This window comes from uncultured Algimonas sp. (assembly GCF_947498175.1).
In the GTDB taxonomy this organism is placed as follows: Bacteria; Pseudomonadota; Alphaproteobacteria; order Caulobacterales; family Maricaulaceae; genus Litorimonas.
In genome coordinates this window covers 92,762-106,861 of record NZ_CANMJB010000007.1, presented here as the reverse complement: position 1 = coordinate 106,861, position 14,100 = coordinate 92,762, and the positions used below count along the sequence as shown (strand labels likewise).

Here is a 14,100-nt window from a genome sequence, read left to right as displayed (position 1 = left end):
CGCGCGGGCCCTGCCTTCGTGAAAATGGTTCTTGTTTTCCCTTCCCCGTCACGGGGCAGGGCCCGCGCCTCGTGTCACCCGACACGAACCAGGACGCGACACACACCCCGCCGGGGCCCCGATGCCCGGTCGCACCTATCCACATGCCATATTCCCACCCAAAACCGCGATCATCCGTCCGGCGGCATTCCAAAACCCGCCCAACCGCCTTAGAGCCGACCCATGCGAATACTTCTGACCAATGATGACGGCGTGCGCGCCACGGGGTTGCAGGTGCTGCGCCGGATCGCGGCGCAGCTCTCGGACGATGTCTGGGTCTGCGCGCCGGATACGGAGCAATCGGCGGCCTCGCGCGGCGTGTCGCTGCACAATCCGGTCCGGCTGAGGCATCTGGACGACCGGATCTATTCGGTCACGGGCACGCCCACGGACAGCGTCATCGTCGCCATGCGCGACCTGCTGGAGGACCATCCGCCGGACCTGGTCCTGTCGGGCGTCAATCGCGGGCAGAACCTGGCCGAGGACGTGACGTTCTCGGGCACGGTCGCGGGCGCCTTGCAGGGCATGCAGATGGGCGTGCCGTCCATCGCGATGAGCCTGGCGCGCGGCTTCCAGGGTGCGACCTCGCTGCCGTGGGAGACGGCGGAAGCGCACGGGGCCTCGGTCGTGCGCCGCTTGCTGGATAACGGTTGGCCAACCGACGTCGTGCTGAACGTCAATTTTCCGGACGCGGCGCCCGAAGACGTCCGCGGGGTGCAGTTCACGCGCCAGGGCCGGCGCGACTTCCAGATGAGCCATATCGACAAACGCGACCATCCGCGCGGCGGCGACTATTACTGGCTGACCTACGGGGCGAAGAAGTCGGACCCGGATGCGGGCACGGACCTGCGCGCCATCTATGACGGCTTCATCTCGGTCACGCCGCTGCATACGGACCTGACCCACGCGGACACGTTGGCGTCGCTGGGGGCGGCGGAGCTGTCGAAACCGTGAGTTTCGATCCGCGCCTGATCGACATGGTCATGCGGCTGCGGTCGCGCGGAATCAGCGACGCGAACGTGCTGCGCGCCATGGAGGAAGTGCCGCGCAAACGTTTCGTCGCGCTGGCGCTGCATGAGCGCGCCTATGAGGAGATCACCTTGCCCATCGCCTGTGGGCAGACGGTCAGCCCCCCCCTCACTGCGGCGCTGCTGGTCCAGATGTTGGCGCTGACGGACCGCTCCAAGGTGCTGGAGGTCGGCGGCGGGTCGGGCTGGATGTCGGGCGTCATGGCGCGGCGGGCGCGGCGCGTCTATGCCGTCGAACGCTATGCCGGGCTGGTCGAAGCGGCGGAGGCGACGCTGGCGGAACTGGGCCTGCGCAATGTCGAGATCCGCCACGGCGACGGGCGTTACGGCTGGCCGGGCCAGGCGCCGTTCGACCGGATCGTGCTGGGCTGCGCCGTGCGGGCCGTGCCGGGCAAGGTGATGGATCAGCTGGCGCCGAACGGGCGGCTGGTCGCGGTCGTGGACGGCAGGCTGACGCTGATCGAAAAAGCGCGCAAGCACACGACCGAGACGGAGTTCATGCCGCTCGACCTGCCCATGATCGAGGCGGGAAAGTCCAAGACGCTCTAGCGAAAGCCGCGCTAGCGCGCGAGCAGGCCGACGAGGTTGACGAGGACGGTCAGCGCGACCGAGCCGATCAGCATCGCTTTCCACGGGAAGAACAGCTTGACGCGCGGCGTGTTCGGGTCGGTCCGGTCGGCATGCTGCGATTGCACGGCTTCCATGAGCTTGCGCTCGGCGCGGGCGGCGGCGTCGGGAAACAGGGCGGGGAGGAGATTGAGCGCGACGGTCAGCCCGATAGACCCGACAAGCGACCAGATCAGGAACTGGCCCATACCTATTCCCCTTCGGCCCTGTGCTCGCGCGACATGAGCTGCACCATCGCGTCGTCCACGGACAGCTCGCCTGCGAGAATGTCGGCCATTGCGAAGCTGATCGGCATTTCCACGCCGTGCTGCTGCGCCAGGGTCTTGAGGGCAGGCGCTGTGGCGACGCCTTCGGTGACGGCGAGACGGCCCTGCAGGATGTCTTCGAGCCGTTCGCCGCGCCCCAAGGCGAGGCCGCAACTCATATTGCGGCTCATTTCGCTGCTGCAGGTCAGGACCAGATCGCCGAGCCCGCACAGTCCGGTGAGCGTTTCGGGCCGGGCGCCGAGCGCCTTGCCCAGGCGGGTCATCTCCGCGAAACCGCGGGCCATGACCGCGGCGTGGGCCGAGCGGCCCAGGCCCTTGCCGAGCACGATGCCGCACACGATGGCCAGCACGTTCTTCACCGCGCCACCGATTTCCGCCCCGATCACGTCGTCGGTGAGATAGGGCCGGAAAGTCGGCGCGGCCGTGGCTTCGACCAGGGCGGCGCCGATATCCGCATCGGCACAGGCCAGCGTGACCGCCGTCGGCAGGCCGCGCGCCACGTCGGCGGCGAAGGACGGGCCCGACAGCACGGCCGGAACGGTGTTGGGCAGCACGTCGCGCAGCACGTCGGCCATGAAGGACCGCGTGCTGATCTCGATCCCCTTGGAGCAGAGCAGCACCGGCGTGCCGTCCGCGATATGCGGGACGAAGGCTTGCAAGGTCGTGCGCGTATGCTGCGCCGGGGCGACGGACAGGACCGCGTCCGACCCGGCCAGATCGGCGGGATCCGAGGTGGCGCGCAGGCGCGGGTCGAGCAGCACGCCGTCCAGATAGCAGTCGTTGACGTGGTCGCGGTTGATGGCGTCGGCGCAGTCGGGCTCGAAGCTCCAGAGCGTCACGTCACGCCCGGAGGTCGCCAGGGTCTGTGCCAGCGCCGTGCCCCAGGCGCCCGCACCGATCACGCCGATGGTCTGGTAGGTCATGCGGGCGGCTCCGTTTCGGCGACGCTGAGGCGTTGCGCGCGTGCGGCGAACCAGTCGGCCATCGCCGCATGTCCGCTGCGCCAGTCCAGATCGTCATGCCGAAGGTCGAGATAGCCCAGCGCGCAGACCAGCGCGATGGCGCCGGGCGTGAAATCCACGGGCAGGCGCCGTTCGAGTTCCGGCAAGGTGTTGCGAATGGCGTTGATGCGGCGGAATTGCCAGTCCTCCGACTGGCGGCTTTCCGGGCGGCGTTGTTCGAGTGCGACGGCGACGGCGCGGTCCATCAACCCGTCCGCCATGGCGGCCAGCGTCCGGTCTTCCCACGCCGCGCCGTCGGCCAGGGCATCGTTGCGTCCCTGGGCGGCGAGATAGTCGCAGATGACGCGGCTATCGAGGATGAGCTCACCCTCGTCCGTCTCCAGCGACGGGACGAGGTTGAGCGGATTGGGATGATCGCCCGCATCGTCCATCACCACGGTCAGGACGAAGTCGAGCCGGTCGGCGAGGCCGGCTTCCATGGCCGTGATCCGGCATTTGCGCACGAAGGGCGAGGTGAGGGAGCCGTAGAGCATCATGATTTCGGTCCTTTACGTCCGGAGCCCGAAGCGGGCGCGGCATGTGCCGCTTCGGTGTCGAGCGGCCAGCGCGGGCGGGCGGGCGCGCTCAGCGGATCGCTCGACCCGGCCTGGAGGCGTTCCAGCCCGGCGCGGGCGATCATGGCGGCGTTGTCGCCGCAAAATTGAAGGGGTGGAAAGATCGGCGTGAACCCCATTCTTTCCGCCGTCCGGACGAGGCGTTCGCGCAAGGTCCGGTTGGCCGCCACGCCGCCGGCCACGACGAAGCGGTGCGGACCGTCATGGTCCGCCTTGAAGCGGGCCATGGCCCGTTCCGTCCGGTCCGCCAGGCAATCCGCGACGGCGCGCTGGAAAGAGGCGGCCAGATCGGCCTTCGCGATATCGGATCGGTCCGACGCCGCGAAGGCGCGGGTGACGGCCGTCTTGAGCCCGGCGAAGGAGAAGTCGCAGCTATCGCGGTCGAGCAGGGGGCGAGGCAGGGGTATAGCCTGCGGGTCGCCTAGCTCGGCCCAGCGTTCCACATTCGGCCCGCCGGGAAAGCCGAGCCCCATCACCTTGGCCGTCTTGTCGAAGGCTTCGCCGGCGGCGTCGTCGATGGTCGAGCCGAGCCGTTCGTAATCGCCCAGCCCGGTGACGGACAAAAGCTGCGAATGGCCGCCGGAGACGAGCAGCAGAAGATAGGGGAAGGGACAGTCCTCGGTCAGGCGCGGCGACAGGGCATGGCCTTCCAGATGATTGACCGCGACCAGCGGGACGCCGAGGCTCGATGAGAGGCCCTTGGCCGCCATCAACCCGGTGATGACGCCGCCGATCAGGCCGGGGCCGGATGTGGCGGCGACGGCGGACAGGTCGTCATAGGCGATCCCGGCGTCGGTCACGGCGCGGTCGATGACGGTATCGATCCTGGACATGTGGGCGCGGGCGGCGATCTCCGGCACCACGCCGCCATAGGGGCGGTGGGCCTCGTCCTGCGACGCGACGATGTTCGAGAGCAATCCCCGGTCCGCGCACAGCACGGCGGCGGCGGTCTCGTCGCAGCTGCTTTCGATGCCCAGGACCAGCGCGGGCGCGACATTCGATTGCCTCGGTTGATCTGTCGCGGCTAAAGGCATCCCGGACCACGTAAGGAAGGCCCGCGACAGTTGCAACAGACCCGACATTCCGGCCCGCGCCATATCGGCACGCGCGGCAGCCCGCTGGCGCTCTACCAGGCCAACTGGGTGCGGGACCTGCTGGCCGAGCACGACCCGGAGACGGACTGGCGGATCCGGATCCTCAAGACCTCCGGCGACCGCATCCAGGGCGAGCTGAAGGATTTCGGCGGCAAGGGACTGTTCACGCGCGAACTGGAAGAGGCGCTGCTGGACGGCCGGATCGACGTGGCGGTCCATTCCATGAAGGACGTGCCGACCGTCGGCCACGACCGGTTGGTCATCCCGGCGCTTCTGCCGCGCGAGGATCCGCGCGATGCGTTCATCTCGGTCAAGCACGACTCCATCGACGCCTTGCCGGACGGCGCGCTGGTCGGCTCCGCCTCCCTGCGCCGCCGCGCGCAGCTTGCCGCGTTGCGGCCCGACATACGCTTCTGCCTGCTGCGAGGAAACGTCCATACGCGTTTGAAAAAGCTGGAATCCGAAGTCTGCGATGCGACCTTTCTGGCCGTGGCGGGGCTGAACCGGTTGGGCGAAGGCGCGCGCATCACTCAAGCCGTGCCGACGGACCTCATGTTGCCCGCTCCGGCCCAGGGCGTGGTCGGAATCGAGACGCGCCGCGACGAAGACGGTCTGCGCGAGACGATGAAACGGCTGAACGATCCCGTGTCGGAAATGGCGATCACATGCGAACGGGCCTTCCTGCGCGCGCTGGACGGTTCCTGCCGCACGCCTATCGCCGCGCTGGCGGACCCGGTCGGGACGCAATTGGGTTTCCGGGGCGAAGTTCTGGCCAAGGATGGCAGTCTGCGTTTCTCCAGCGTGGAAACGGGGGATGTCGAAACGGTCGGCGAGGCCTATGATTTCGGGTACACGCTGGGCGAAGCGCTGCGCGTGGAAATCGATGGGCGGATCACGTTTGACGATTAGGGTCTGGATCACGCGGACGCAGCCCGCCGCCGCGCGCAGCGCGCGCGTCTGGGCCGAGGCGGGTTTCAAACCGGTCGTTGCGCCGCTGCTGCGGGTCGAGCCATTGGGCGCCGTGTCGGACCTGCCGAACCGGGCGCCGCTGATTTTCACCTCGGCTCACGGTGTCCGGCATTCGGGTCTAGTCGGCGACGAACGGCGCGTCTACGCAATCGGCCGGGCGACGGCCGACGAAGCGGCGGCGCAAGGGTTCTCGGATATCGTGTCCGCGAACGGGAACTGGACGTCCCTTGTCCATAGGGTCGAGAAGACCAGGGAACAGATCTTTCATATTTCCGGAGAAACCGTCCGTGGCCGGATCGTGGAAACGCTGCGCGACCGTGGACTGTCCGCCGAACGACGCGTCGTCTATCGCACGCGGCCGGTCTGCAACGCGCCGATCGATGTCGCCTCCGTGCAGGCTGTCGCACTCTATTCGCCGCTGGCCTCTGAGACGCTCATGGCCCTGCCGGAGACGGATCTTTCGCACCTGACCGCCCATTGCCTGTCCGCCAACGTCGCGGCGCCCTTGTCCGGCATGACCGTCCGGATCGCGAAGTCCCCGGACGAGAGCGCGCTGATCGCTTGCAGCCGGGAGCCGTTGCCTTAGGATGGTCGCATGACCGACCCCGATGAAATCGTCATCCTGCCGCATCCGGATGACGACGAACCTTATTATGCGGACGACATCGCCGTCGAACGGCGGCCACGCTGGCCGCTGATCCTCGGTGCGGGCCTCGTCGTCGCGCTGAGCCTCGGCGCCGTCGCGGCTTGGATGATGCGGCCTTTGCCGTACGATCCGGGGCCGCTGGAGGCGCGGATCGAGGCGTTGCAGCAGGAGGTGGCGACGCTGCGCGAGCGTCCGGAGCCCGTCATCCCGACCGTCGATCTGGCGCCGCTGGAACGCCGCATCGCGGCGCTGGAAGCGCGCCCGACCGTCGACCCGCTCAGCGAGGAGATCGTGACCCGGCTGGAAACCTTGCAGGCGGACGGATTCGAAATCCCGGAAATGCCAGACATTCCGGATGTCGAAGCGCTCGAAGCCAGGATCGCCGATCTCGAAGCCGGGATGCAACGTCGCGCGGTCGACGCTCCGTCTCCGTCGGGTCTGGCGGACACGCCGCCGGTTCGCCGCGAAACGGCCGTCGATCCGAAGTCCCTGCCGCGCTTCCCAGCGCAGACCCTGCGCGACGGCGCGGCGGAATTGTCGGGAAGCGGCCTTATTCGGCGCACATTCGCCCGCCACGTGCGCGTACGCGGCGCCGACAATCCGGATCGTCTGATCGATCTGATCGAACAGGACATGATGGCGGGCCGGCCGCGTGCGGCGATCGACAAGTTCGACCGTCTGCCCGCGCAACTACAGACTCTGGCTCGCGCCTGGCGCGCGGATATGGAAGACGCCCTGCCATGACGAAATACATTATCACCCTGCTCCTCTTCCTCGCGCTGCTGGCCGGCGTGTTGCTCTATATCGGGGACGACGCGCTGCTGACGATCAGTTCGACCGGGACGAAGTGGCCCATCGCCTTTCCCGATCTGGAAATGAGCTGGCAGGCCGCCATCGTGATGGGCACGGTGCTGATGATCGGCACGATCACGCTCTGGTCGGTCCTGCTGTGGATCTGGCGTCTGCCGCGCCGCCTGAAATCCGGCGTCGGCATGCGCCGCCGCAACCGCGCCATCGACGCGATGGAAGAAGCGCTGATCGCCGGGGCGGAAGGCGATTCGGAGCGTGCGCGCAAGGCGTCCGCGAAAGTGCGCGACCTGGCCGGGTCGAGCGATCTCGGCCGGATCATCAGCGCGACGGCGGCCGAAGCCTCCGGCGACTATGACGAGGCCGTGGAACATTACGAAGCGATGCTGGACAGCCCCAAGACCCGTCCGACCGGGCAGCGCGGATTGGCCCAGGCGAAACTGGCGACGGGTGACCTGCCCGGCGCCGTCGAAGCCGCGCGCGAGGCGTTCGACCAGAATGTCCAGGCCCGCTGGGCGTTCGAGACCTTGTTCAAGGCCCTGGTCGCGGACTTCCGCTGGACCGAAGCGCGCGAAGTGCTGGAGAAGGGTCGCGCCGCCGGGCACATGGACGTGGGCATGTTCGCCCGCCGCCGCGCCGTGCTGCTCAGCGCCGAAGCCGATTACTGGATGGATCACGGCCAGCACGACAAGGCCTTGGAGCTGTCGCAGGCCGCGTTGAAGGACGCCCCTGACTTCGCTCCGGCCGCAGCGATCGCGGCCTACGAACTCACCACCATGGGCGCGCAGAAAAAGGCGGCCGATTTGCTGGAACGCACGTGGAAGGCCACGCCCCACCCGGCGCTCTCCATCGCCTATTTCGAGCTCTACCCGGGCGAGAGCGTTTCGACGCAAGGCGCGCGGCTGGAGCGGTTCATCGCTCACGATCCGAACGCGCGCGAAGCGCGATTGCTGATGGTCTCGCACCATCTCGGGGCCGGTCGCCCGGTCGAGGCGCTATCGATCCTGACGGAGTTGATCGAAGAGGAAGAGCCGACGACGCGGCTTTGCCTGCTGGCCGCCGAAGCCGAACGGGCGCTGGACAACCGCATGGACGCCCAGATGTGGACGGAGCGCGCCACGACCGCGCCGACGGAGCGCGACTGGTCCGATCTGGATCCGGAAGGGCCGGGGTTCGGCTACGAGGCGCAGGACTGGCGCCGGCTGGTCTTCTCCTTCGGCGATACGGGCGAACTGGTGCATCCGCGCGCCGAGCGCCGCGGCGCGATCCGCCGCCCCACGCCCGAAGCCAAGCCCGATCTGCCGCGCCTCGCCGCGCCGGAAGAGGACGATGCCGATCTCGCCCGCCGTTTCGACGATTTGCTGGATGATGGTTCGGCGGACGACGTGGTGCCGGGCAAGGACTGACAAATCCCGCTTGCGAGGGGTTTGCGCCGGCGTTATAGCGCCGCCTCGCCAAGGCTGGCGTGCCGCTATAGCTCAGCTGGTAGAGCATCGCATTCGTAATGCGGGGGTCGGGTGTTCAAGTCACCCTAGCGGCACCAGCCTGTCGATTCCGCGTTTCCCGCAGAATTTCCGACGCAGGGCGGCCGAAAGATCAGCCACGCTCAATGATGCGGAACGCTGGCCGTCTTCACACTTTGGATGCGCCGCACAGTGCCTTCTTGCAATCAATGCCGGGGACGCTTTTGGTTGCGGCAAGGTTCGCCCGACCTAACGGGTGCGACTACCCCACCATCTGCAGCAGAAGGCCGCCGACCAGATAGCGTTCCACCCAAAGCAGCAGCAGGATCGCTACGATGGGGGACAGGTCCAAACCGCCCATGGGCGGAATGACGCGGCGGAACGGATCCAGGATCGGATCGGTGAAGCGCGACAGGCCGTGGGCGATCTGCGAGACCATGCCGCCGCGCTGCACGACGCCAAAAGCGATGAGCCAGGTCAGCACGATCTCGATGATGATCAGCCAGCGTATCACGCTGAGGACCGGCATGATGAAGAACACGATGATGGATTGGGCGAAGCTCATGCGCACGCCCTAGCCAGACGGCCCGGTCGGGACAAGAGGCTTAGCTCTTATGGCCGACGCGGTAGATGGTCGGCACGTTGGCCTCGATGCATTCGATGATGGCCCCGGCGATGTCCTTGCCCGTCGCGGTCTCGATGCCTTGCAGGCCGGGCGACGAATTGACTTCGAGGATCTTCGGCCCCGACTCGGCGCGCAATATGTCCACGCCGGACACGTCGAGCTTCAGGATCTTCGCCGCGCGGATGGCGGCGCGGCGTTCGTCCTTGCTCAGGCGGATCTTCTTGACCGATCCGCCCTGATGCACGTTGGACCGGAAATCCCCAGGTGCAGCCGTCCGCATCATCGACCCGACCACCTTGCCGTTGACGACGAAGGCGCGGATGTCGGACCCGCCCGCTTCGCGAACGAACTCCTGCACCAGGAAGTGCGCGTCGAGCCCGCGGAAGGCATCGATCAGGGCCGAGGCCGTCTTGCGCGTCTCCGCCAGCACGACGCCGCGCCCTTGGGTCGACTCCAGCAGTTTCACCACGACCGGGCTGCCGCCGACCAGATCGAGAATGCCTTTCGTGTCGCGCGCGCTCTTAGCGAAGGCGGTGGTCGGCATGCCGAGCCCGTGCTGGCCGAGCAGTTGATGCGCCAGCAGCTTGTCGCGCGACTTGCCGATGCTGTCCGCCATATTCAAGACATAGACGCCCATCGCTTCGAACTGGCGCACGACCGCCATGCCGTAGAAGGTGATCGACGACCCGATGCGCGGAATGATCGCGTCGTAACGCTCAAGCGGCTTGCCGTCGTAATGGACTTCGGGTTTGTGGGCGTTGATCGCCATGTAGCAGCGCGACGTGTAGATCGTCTCGATCGTGTGGCCGCGCGCTTCGGCCGCCTCGATCATGCGGCGATTGGAATAGTTTTTCGGGCTCTGCGTCAGGATGCCGATGCGCAAGGGCCGTTGCTTGACCGAGGATTTGCGGCGCTTTCTGTAGACATCGTAGGAGAGCGTGTCTTGCAGGAAGCTCTCCGTCGGACGAACGCTCATATCGCCCTGGATGGCCGAGCGACCCAGCAGCATGCGGTAACCCATCGTCTCCCGGTTCGTCAGGCTGATGTCGATGGGGAGCGTTTTGCCCCCGATCGTCGCCTCGGTCTGGATGACGTAGCGCAGTTCGGACTGGCCGTTGGACGAGGTGACCATGCGCTTGTCCTTGACCCGGGCGGAGCAGACGACCTCGATCGACGGATCGTCGGGATCGGGATGCATGATGAAGCGGACCTGCGGCTTGGCTTCGGAGCCGAACGGTTCCACCCGCACGGCGTGCAGCGCCGAAGTTCTGGCGCCCGTATCGACCTTGGCCTTGATGGCGGGCAGGCCGAGATCGGGCATGGCGACCCATTCCTCCCAACCGAGCGGGAATTTGGGAGGCGCAATGGGTTCGATCGACATGAATTTCCTTTTTCCGCTGCGCGCATAGCGCCGCTTGTCGCGAGCGGCTTAACGCAGTAGTCCTCGCGGCGTAACGCAAATAAAGACTTTTCTGGAACACGCCCGCCCATGGATAACACCGAAGCCGTCCAACGTGAAAGCATGGACTATGACGTCGTCATCGTCGGCGCCGGTCCGGCCGGCCTGTCGGCAGCGATCCGTCTGAAACAGCTCAATCCGGAAACCTCCGTCGTGCTGTTGGAGAAGGGCTCCGAAGTCGGCGCGCATATCCTGTCCGGTGCGGTGCTGGACGCGGTCGGGCTGGAGAAGCTGTTCCCCGACTTCCGCACCGATGCGTCCTGCCCGGTCAAGCAGGAGGTCACCTCCGACCATCTCGCCGTCCTGGGCAAGTCCGGCGGCCTGCAACTGCCCAACGCCATCATGCCGCCGCTGATGAGCAATCACGGCAAGTATGTCGTCTCCATGGGGGCGGTCACGCGGTGGATGGGCGACGAGGCGGAAAAGCTCGGCGTGGAAATCTTCCCCGGCATGGCGTGCTCGGAATTGATCTACCGCGAGGACGGCAGCCTGAAAGGCGTGGTCGCGGGCGAATTCGGCTATGAAAAGGATGCCTCCTCTCAAGACGGCGTCAAGGGTCCGAATTACGAGCCGGGCATGGAGCTGCACGGCAAGTATGTCTTCCTCGCCGAAGGCGCGCGCGGATCTCTGTCCCAGGTCGCGATGAAGGCCTACGGCCTGCGCGACGGGGTGGATCCTCAAAAGTTCGGCCTCGGCATGAAGGAAGTGTGGGAGATCGATCCGGCGCACCACGAGCCCGGCAAGGTCTATCACTCCACCGGTTGGCCGCTGGGCCTGAAACGCGGGGGTGGCTCGTTCCTCTATCATGCGGAAAACAACCAGGTCTATCTGGGCATGATCGTGGACCTCAATTATGAGAACCCGCACGTCTACCCCTACATGGACTTCCAGCGCTGGAAGCACCATCCGGACATCGCCAAGGTGCTGAAGGGCGGCAAACGCATCTCCTACGGGGCGCGTGTCGTGACGAAAGGCGGCTACCAGTCCCTGCCGCAGGCCGCCTTTCCGGGCGGGGCGTTGCTCGGCTGTTCGGTCGGGCTGGTCAACCTGCCGCGCATCAAGGGCAATCACAACGCGATGCTGTCGGGCATCGCGGCTGCCGAAGCGGCGGACCGCGCATTGCGCGCCGGTCGCTCCGCCGACACCTTGTCCGACTATGACCGCGAGATCCATGACGGGGAGATCGGCGCGGACCTCCGCCCGGTGCGCAACGTCGCCGCGCTGAACGGCCGTTTCGGCCCGTTCCTGGGCGGCATGTTGCTCGGCGGCATGGATATGTGGCTGCAGACCCTGTTCGGATTCAGCCCCTTCGGCACGCTCTCTCACAAGAAGAACGACGCCAAGGCGACCGAAAAGGCCAAGAAGCACAAAGTCATCGAATATTCGAAACCGGACGGTGTCCTCTCCTTCGACCGGCTGACCAATGTCAGCTTCACCAACACCTATCACGGCGAAAACCAGCCGAGCCACCTCAAGCTGATCGATCCGAGCATCCCCGTGGATGTCAATCTGCCGGTCTATAACGAACCGGCGCAGCGCTATTGCCCGGCCGGGGTCTACGAGATCGTCGTGGAGGAAGGCGAAGGGCCGAAATTCGTCATCAACGCGCAGAACTGCATCCATTGCAAGACCTGCGACATCAAGGATCCGAGCGAGAACATCGTCTGGACCGTGCCCGAAGGTGGCGGCGGCCCGAACTATGCCGGCATGTGATCCACGCCTCCGGCCCTTGGAAACCGTAATGACCCGCACCTGTCGCATGGCGGCCGACCCTGCTAGGACATATGTCATGATGTTCCGCGCCTTCTGCCTGACCGCCTTGATCGGTGTGCTGCCCGCCTGCGCAACCCTGGCAGCGGGCCCGGCCGCTGACGACCCGCGTGCGCGCATGCTGGGCGATTACCTGTCGGGCAGCTATGCGCGCTATCTCAACGACCCGCGCGCGCAGTCGCGCTATTTCCAGGATGCCTATTCGCTCGCGCCCGACGATGCGCGTCTGGGGCGTCTGGCGCTCTACTCCGCGCTGTTTTCCGACGACCGTAAACTGGCGGTCGATACGGCGGAACAGCTTTACGGCAAGGACCGGACGGAAAGCATGGCGCGCGCCGTGCTGGCCGTCGATGCCTTTGCCAAGGGCCGGCCCGCGCGCGTGCGCAAATATGCGACGGAGCCGACGTCCGATTTCACCATGGGGCTTGTGCTGAAGCTATTGCTCGGCTGGACCCAGGTCGATGAAGGCCAGTACGAAGCGGCGCGGCAGACCTTCTCCGATCTGAGCGATACGAGCTATTTCGATGCGCTCGGCATGCTGCAATTGGCCAAGCTGGAAGCCCGGCTGGGGAACGTCGCGGCGGCGGTCGCTGCGTTCGACCAAGTCGGCGATAGCGGCGTCGCGCCGCTGGAATACGGTCTGGCGCGAGCGCGGTTCGAGGCGGCGAACGGCATGGAGGCGGCCGCCACCGAACGGCTGGATGCCATGATCGAAGCGAACGCCGCAGCCGAGATCGGACCCGCCGGAGACTATCTGGCACGCATCCGCGATGGTCGCCGTTTACCGCGCCTGTCCGAGCGCGCAGAGGCCGCGCGCGCCCTGACCGATCCGTCCTTCGCCTTCTTCGTGCGCAACCAGTCGCTGGACGGGGCGGAAACCATGCTGCGTTTCGCGCGGTGGATCGACCCGGACTTCGACCGTTCCGCAATCTGGCTGGCGGGCCTGTTGGAAGAAACCCATCCGGACATGGACGCCGTGACGCGCGCCGAGATCATTGCGCTATACGAAACGGTCGAGCGTCAGAGTGCATACTACGTCAATGCGCGCATGGGTCTGGCCAACCAGCTGTTCGATCAGGACCGAGACGAAGATGCGCTCGGCATGCTGGCCGGTCTGGCGGAGACACACCCGTCCTACTACACGCGCGAAGCCCTAGGCCGCGCGCGTTTTTTCCGGGAGAAATGGGCCGAGGCGTTGCCCTTCTACACCCAGCTGGTCGATACGTTGTCGGCGGAAGAGCTGGCTGAGAATCCCGAGCCGCTGCGCCTGCGCGGCATCATATACGAGCGGCTGGGACGCTGGCCAGACGCGGAAGCCGATTTCCTGCGCGTCCTGTCTTACAATCCGGACGACGCCGATACGCTGAACTATCTGGGTTATACATGGGTGGACCGGGGCGAGAATCTGACGCGCGCCTTCGAGATGATCGAAAAAGCCGTCACGCTGCAACCCGATTCAGGCGCCATTGTCGATAGCCTCGGCTGGGCGCACTACAAGCTGGGCCAGTATGACGATGCCAGGACCCATCTGGAGCGCGCGGTCGTGCTGACACCCTATTCGGCAACGATCATCGACCATCTGGGCGACGTCTATTGGCGTCTGGGGCGCAAGCGCGAAGCGACCTATCAATGGCGGCGGGCGCTGGAATACGATCCCACGGAAGAGGAGATCGCCGCCATTCAGGCCAAGCTGGACGCCGGACCCAACGCCGTTCCCGCGTCCTGAACGCC

At 66.3% G+C, this 14,100-nt stretch carries 14 protein-coding genes and 1 tRNA gene; 9 read left to right on the top strand and 6 right to left on the bottom strand.

Translation table 11 applies throughout. From position 1 onward, the window contains the following. Positions 1 to 222: 222 nt before the first annotated feature. Positions 223 to 993, top strand: coding sequence for a 5'/3'-nucleotidase SurE (gene surE / locus Q0718_RS11090; RefSeq protein WP_298917738.1), 771 nt, complete (start codon positions 223 to 225; stop codon positions 991 to 993). Further along, on the top strand, positions 990 to 1,616 hold the full coding sequence (locus Q0718_RS11085; RefSeq protein WP_298917735.1) for a protein-L-isoaspartate(D-aspartate) O-methyltransferase: 627 nt from the start codon (positions 990 to 992) through the stop codon (positions 1,614 to 1,616). The genes surE and Q0718_RS11085 overlap by 4 nt, the downstream gene beginning before the upstream one ends. Before the next feature lie 11 nt (positions 1,617 to 1,627). Here the strand turns inward: Q0718_RS11085 and Q0718_RS11080 are convergent, their stop codons facing one another. Genes Q0718_RS11080 through tsaD form a run of 4 tightly spaced genes read right to left on the bottom strand, consistent with a single transcriptional unit; the run spans position 1,628 to position 4,570 of the window. Next, positions 1,628 to 1,882 carry a hypothetical protein gene (locus tag Q0718_RS11080; protein ID WP_298917733.1) on the bottom strand — a complete coding sequence of 85 codons (255 nt, stop codon included), beginning with the start codon at positions 1,880 to 1,882 and terminating at the stop codon, positions 1,628 to 1,630. Between the two features lie 2 nt (positions 1,883 to 1,884). After that, positions 1,885 to 2,883 (bottom strand): NAD(P)H-dependent glycerol-3-phosphate dehydrogenase, encoded by a 999-nt coding sequence (locus Q0718_RS11075; RefSeq protein WP_298917731.1) that lies wholly within the window; start codon positions 2,881 to 2,883, stop codon positions 1,885 to 1,887. Beyond that, positions 2,880 to 3,458, bottom strand: a complete 579-nt coding sequence (locus Q0718_RS11070) for a glutathione S-transferase N-terminal domain-containing protein (RefSeq protein WP_298917728.1) — start codon at positions 3,456 to 3,458, stop codon at positions 2,880 to 2,882. The genes Q0718_RS11075 and Q0718_RS11070 overlap by 4 nt, the downstream gene beginning before the upstream one ends. After that, positions 3,455 to 4,570 carry a tRNA (adenosine(37)-N6)-threonylcarbamoyltransferase complex transferase subunit TsaD gene (gene tsaD, locus Q0718_RS11065; RefSeq protein ID WP_298917725.1) on the bottom strand — a complete coding sequence of 372 codons (1,116 nt, stop codon included), beginning with the start codon at positions 4,568 to 4,570 and terminating at the stop codon, positions 3,455 to 3,457. Before tsaD ends, Q0718_RS11070 begins: the two co-directional genes overlap by 4 nt. Before the next feature lie 30 nt (positions 4,571 to 4,600). Between tsaD and hemC the strand changes: the two genes are divergently transcribed. From hemC to Q0718_RS11040, 5 genes are all read left to right on the top strand, one after another. Next, positions 4,601 to 5,539: a hydroxymethylbilane synthase gene (gene hemC, locus Q0718_RS11060; protein WP_298917724.1), complete on the top strand. Its 939-nt coding sequence runs from the start codon at positions 4,601 to 4,603 to the stop codon at positions 5,537 to 5,539. Beyond that, positions 5,514 to 6,185 carry a uroporphyrinogen-III synthase gene (locus Q0718_RS11055; protein ID WP_298917722.1) on the top strand — a complete coding sequence of 224 codons (672 nt, stop codon included), beginning with the start codon at positions 5,514 to 5,516 and terminating at the stop codon, positions 6,183 to 6,185. The genes hemC and Q0718_RS11055 overlap by 26 nt, the downstream gene beginning before the upstream one ends. A gap of 9 nt (positions 6,186 to 6,194) precedes the next feature. Then, positions 6,195 to 6,989: a hypothetical protein gene (locus Q0718_RS11050; RefSeq protein WP_298917720.1), complete on the top strand. Its 795-nt coding sequence runs from the start codon at positions 6,195 to 6,197 to the stop codon at positions 6,987 to 6,989. Further along, positions 6,986 to 8,458 carry a heme biosynthesis HemY N-terminal domain-containing protein gene (locus tag Q0718_RS11045; protein ID WP_298917718.1) on the top strand — a complete coding sequence of 491 codons (1,473 nt, stop codon included), beginning with the start codon at positions 6,986 to 6,988 and terminating at the stop codon, positions 8,456 to 8,458. Before Q0718_RS11050 ends, Q0718_RS11045 begins: the two co-directional genes overlap by 4 nt. A gap of 61 nt (positions 8,459 to 8,519) precedes the next feature. Further along, a tRNA-Thr gene (locus Q0718_RS11040) sits at positions 8,520 to 8,595 on the top strand. Positions 8,596 to 8,777: 182 nt separating this feature from the next. On the opposite strand, the gene Q0718_RS11035 is transcribed toward Q0718_RS11040, so the two are convergent. Beyond that, positions 8,778 to 9,080 carry a YggT family protein gene (locus Q0718_RS11035; protein ID WP_298917716.1) on the bottom strand — a complete coding sequence of 101 codons (303 nt, stop codon included), beginning with the start codon at positions 9,078 to 9,080 and terminating at the stop codon, positions 8,778 to 8,780. A 40-nt stretch (positions 9,081 to 9,120) separates the two neighbouring features. After that, entirely contained in the window at positions 9,121 to 10,521 is a 1,401-nt protein-coding gene (rimK, locus tag Q0718_RS11030) for a 30S ribosomal protein S6--L-glutamate ligase (RefSeq protein ID WP_298917714.1), read from the bottom strand. 108 nt (positions 10,522 to 10,629) lie between these two features. On the opposite strand from rimK, the gene Q0718_RS11025 reads away from it, so the two are divergent. Both Q0718_RS11025 and Q0718_RS11020 read left to right on the top strand, forming a co-directional pair. After that, positions 10,630 to 12,312: an electron transfer flavoprotein-ubiquinone oxidoreductase gene (locus Q0718_RS11025; RefSeq protein WP_298917712.1), complete on the top strand. Its 1,683-nt coding sequence runs from the start codon at positions 10,630 to 10,632 to the stop codon at positions 12,310 to 12,312. Between the two features lie 28 nt (positions 12,313 to 12,340). Further along, positions 12,341 to 14,095: a tetratricopeptide repeat protein gene (locus Q0718_RS11020; RefSeq protein ID WP_298917710.1), complete on the top strand. Its 1,755-nt coding sequence runs from the start codon at positions 12,341 to 12,343 to the stop codon at positions 14,093 to 14,095. Positions 14,096 to 14,100 lie beyond the last annotated feature (5 nt).

Coding starts and splice junctions, on each gene's coding strand:
- Q0718_RS11025 (WP_298917712.1), top strand. CDS start 10,630: ATGGATAACACCGAAGCCGTCCAACGTGAAAGCATGGACTATGACGTC.
- Q0718_RS11045 (WP_298917718.1), top strand. CDS start 6,986: ATGACGAAATACATTATCACCCTGCTCCTCTTCCTCGCGCTGCTGGCC.
- tsaD (WP_298917725.1), bottom strand. CDS start 4,570: ATGCCTTTAGCCGCGACAGATCAACCGAGGCAATCGAATGTCGCGCCC.
- Q0718_RS11070 (WP_298917728.1), bottom strand. CDS start 3,458: ATGATGCTCTACGGCTCCCTCACCTCGCCCTTCGTGCGCAAATGCCGG.
- Q0718_RS11035 (WP_298917716.1), bottom strand. CDS start 9,080: ATGAGCTTCGCCCAATCCATCATCGTGTTCTTCATCATGCCGGTCCTC.
- Q0718_RS11055 (WP_298917722.1), top strand. CDS start 5,514: ATGGGCGGATCACGTTTGACGATTAGGGTCTGGATCACGCGGACGCAG.
- Q0718_RS11080 (WP_298917733.1), bottom strand. CDS start 1,882: ATGGGCCAGTTCCTGATCTGGTCGCTTGTCGGGTCTATCGGGCTGACC.
- Q0718_RS11050 (WP_298917720.1), top strand. CDS start 6,195: ATGACCGACCCCGATGAAATCGTCATCCTGCCGCATCCGGATGACGAC.
- Q0718_RS11075 (WP_298917731.1), bottom strand. CDS start 2,883: ATGACCTACCAGACCATCGGCGTGATCGGTGCGGGCGCCTGGGGCACG.
- rimK (WP_298917714.1), bottom strand. CDS start 10,521: ATGTCGATCGAACCCATTGCGCCTCCCAAATTCCCGCTCGGTTGGGAG.
- surE (WP_298917738.1), top strand. CDS start 223: ATGCGAATACTTCTGACCAATGATGACGGCGTGCGCGCCACGGGGTTG.
- Q0718_RS11020 (WP_298917710.1), top strand. CDS start 12,341: ATGACCCGCACCTGTCGCATGGCGGCCGACCCTGCTAGGACATATGTC.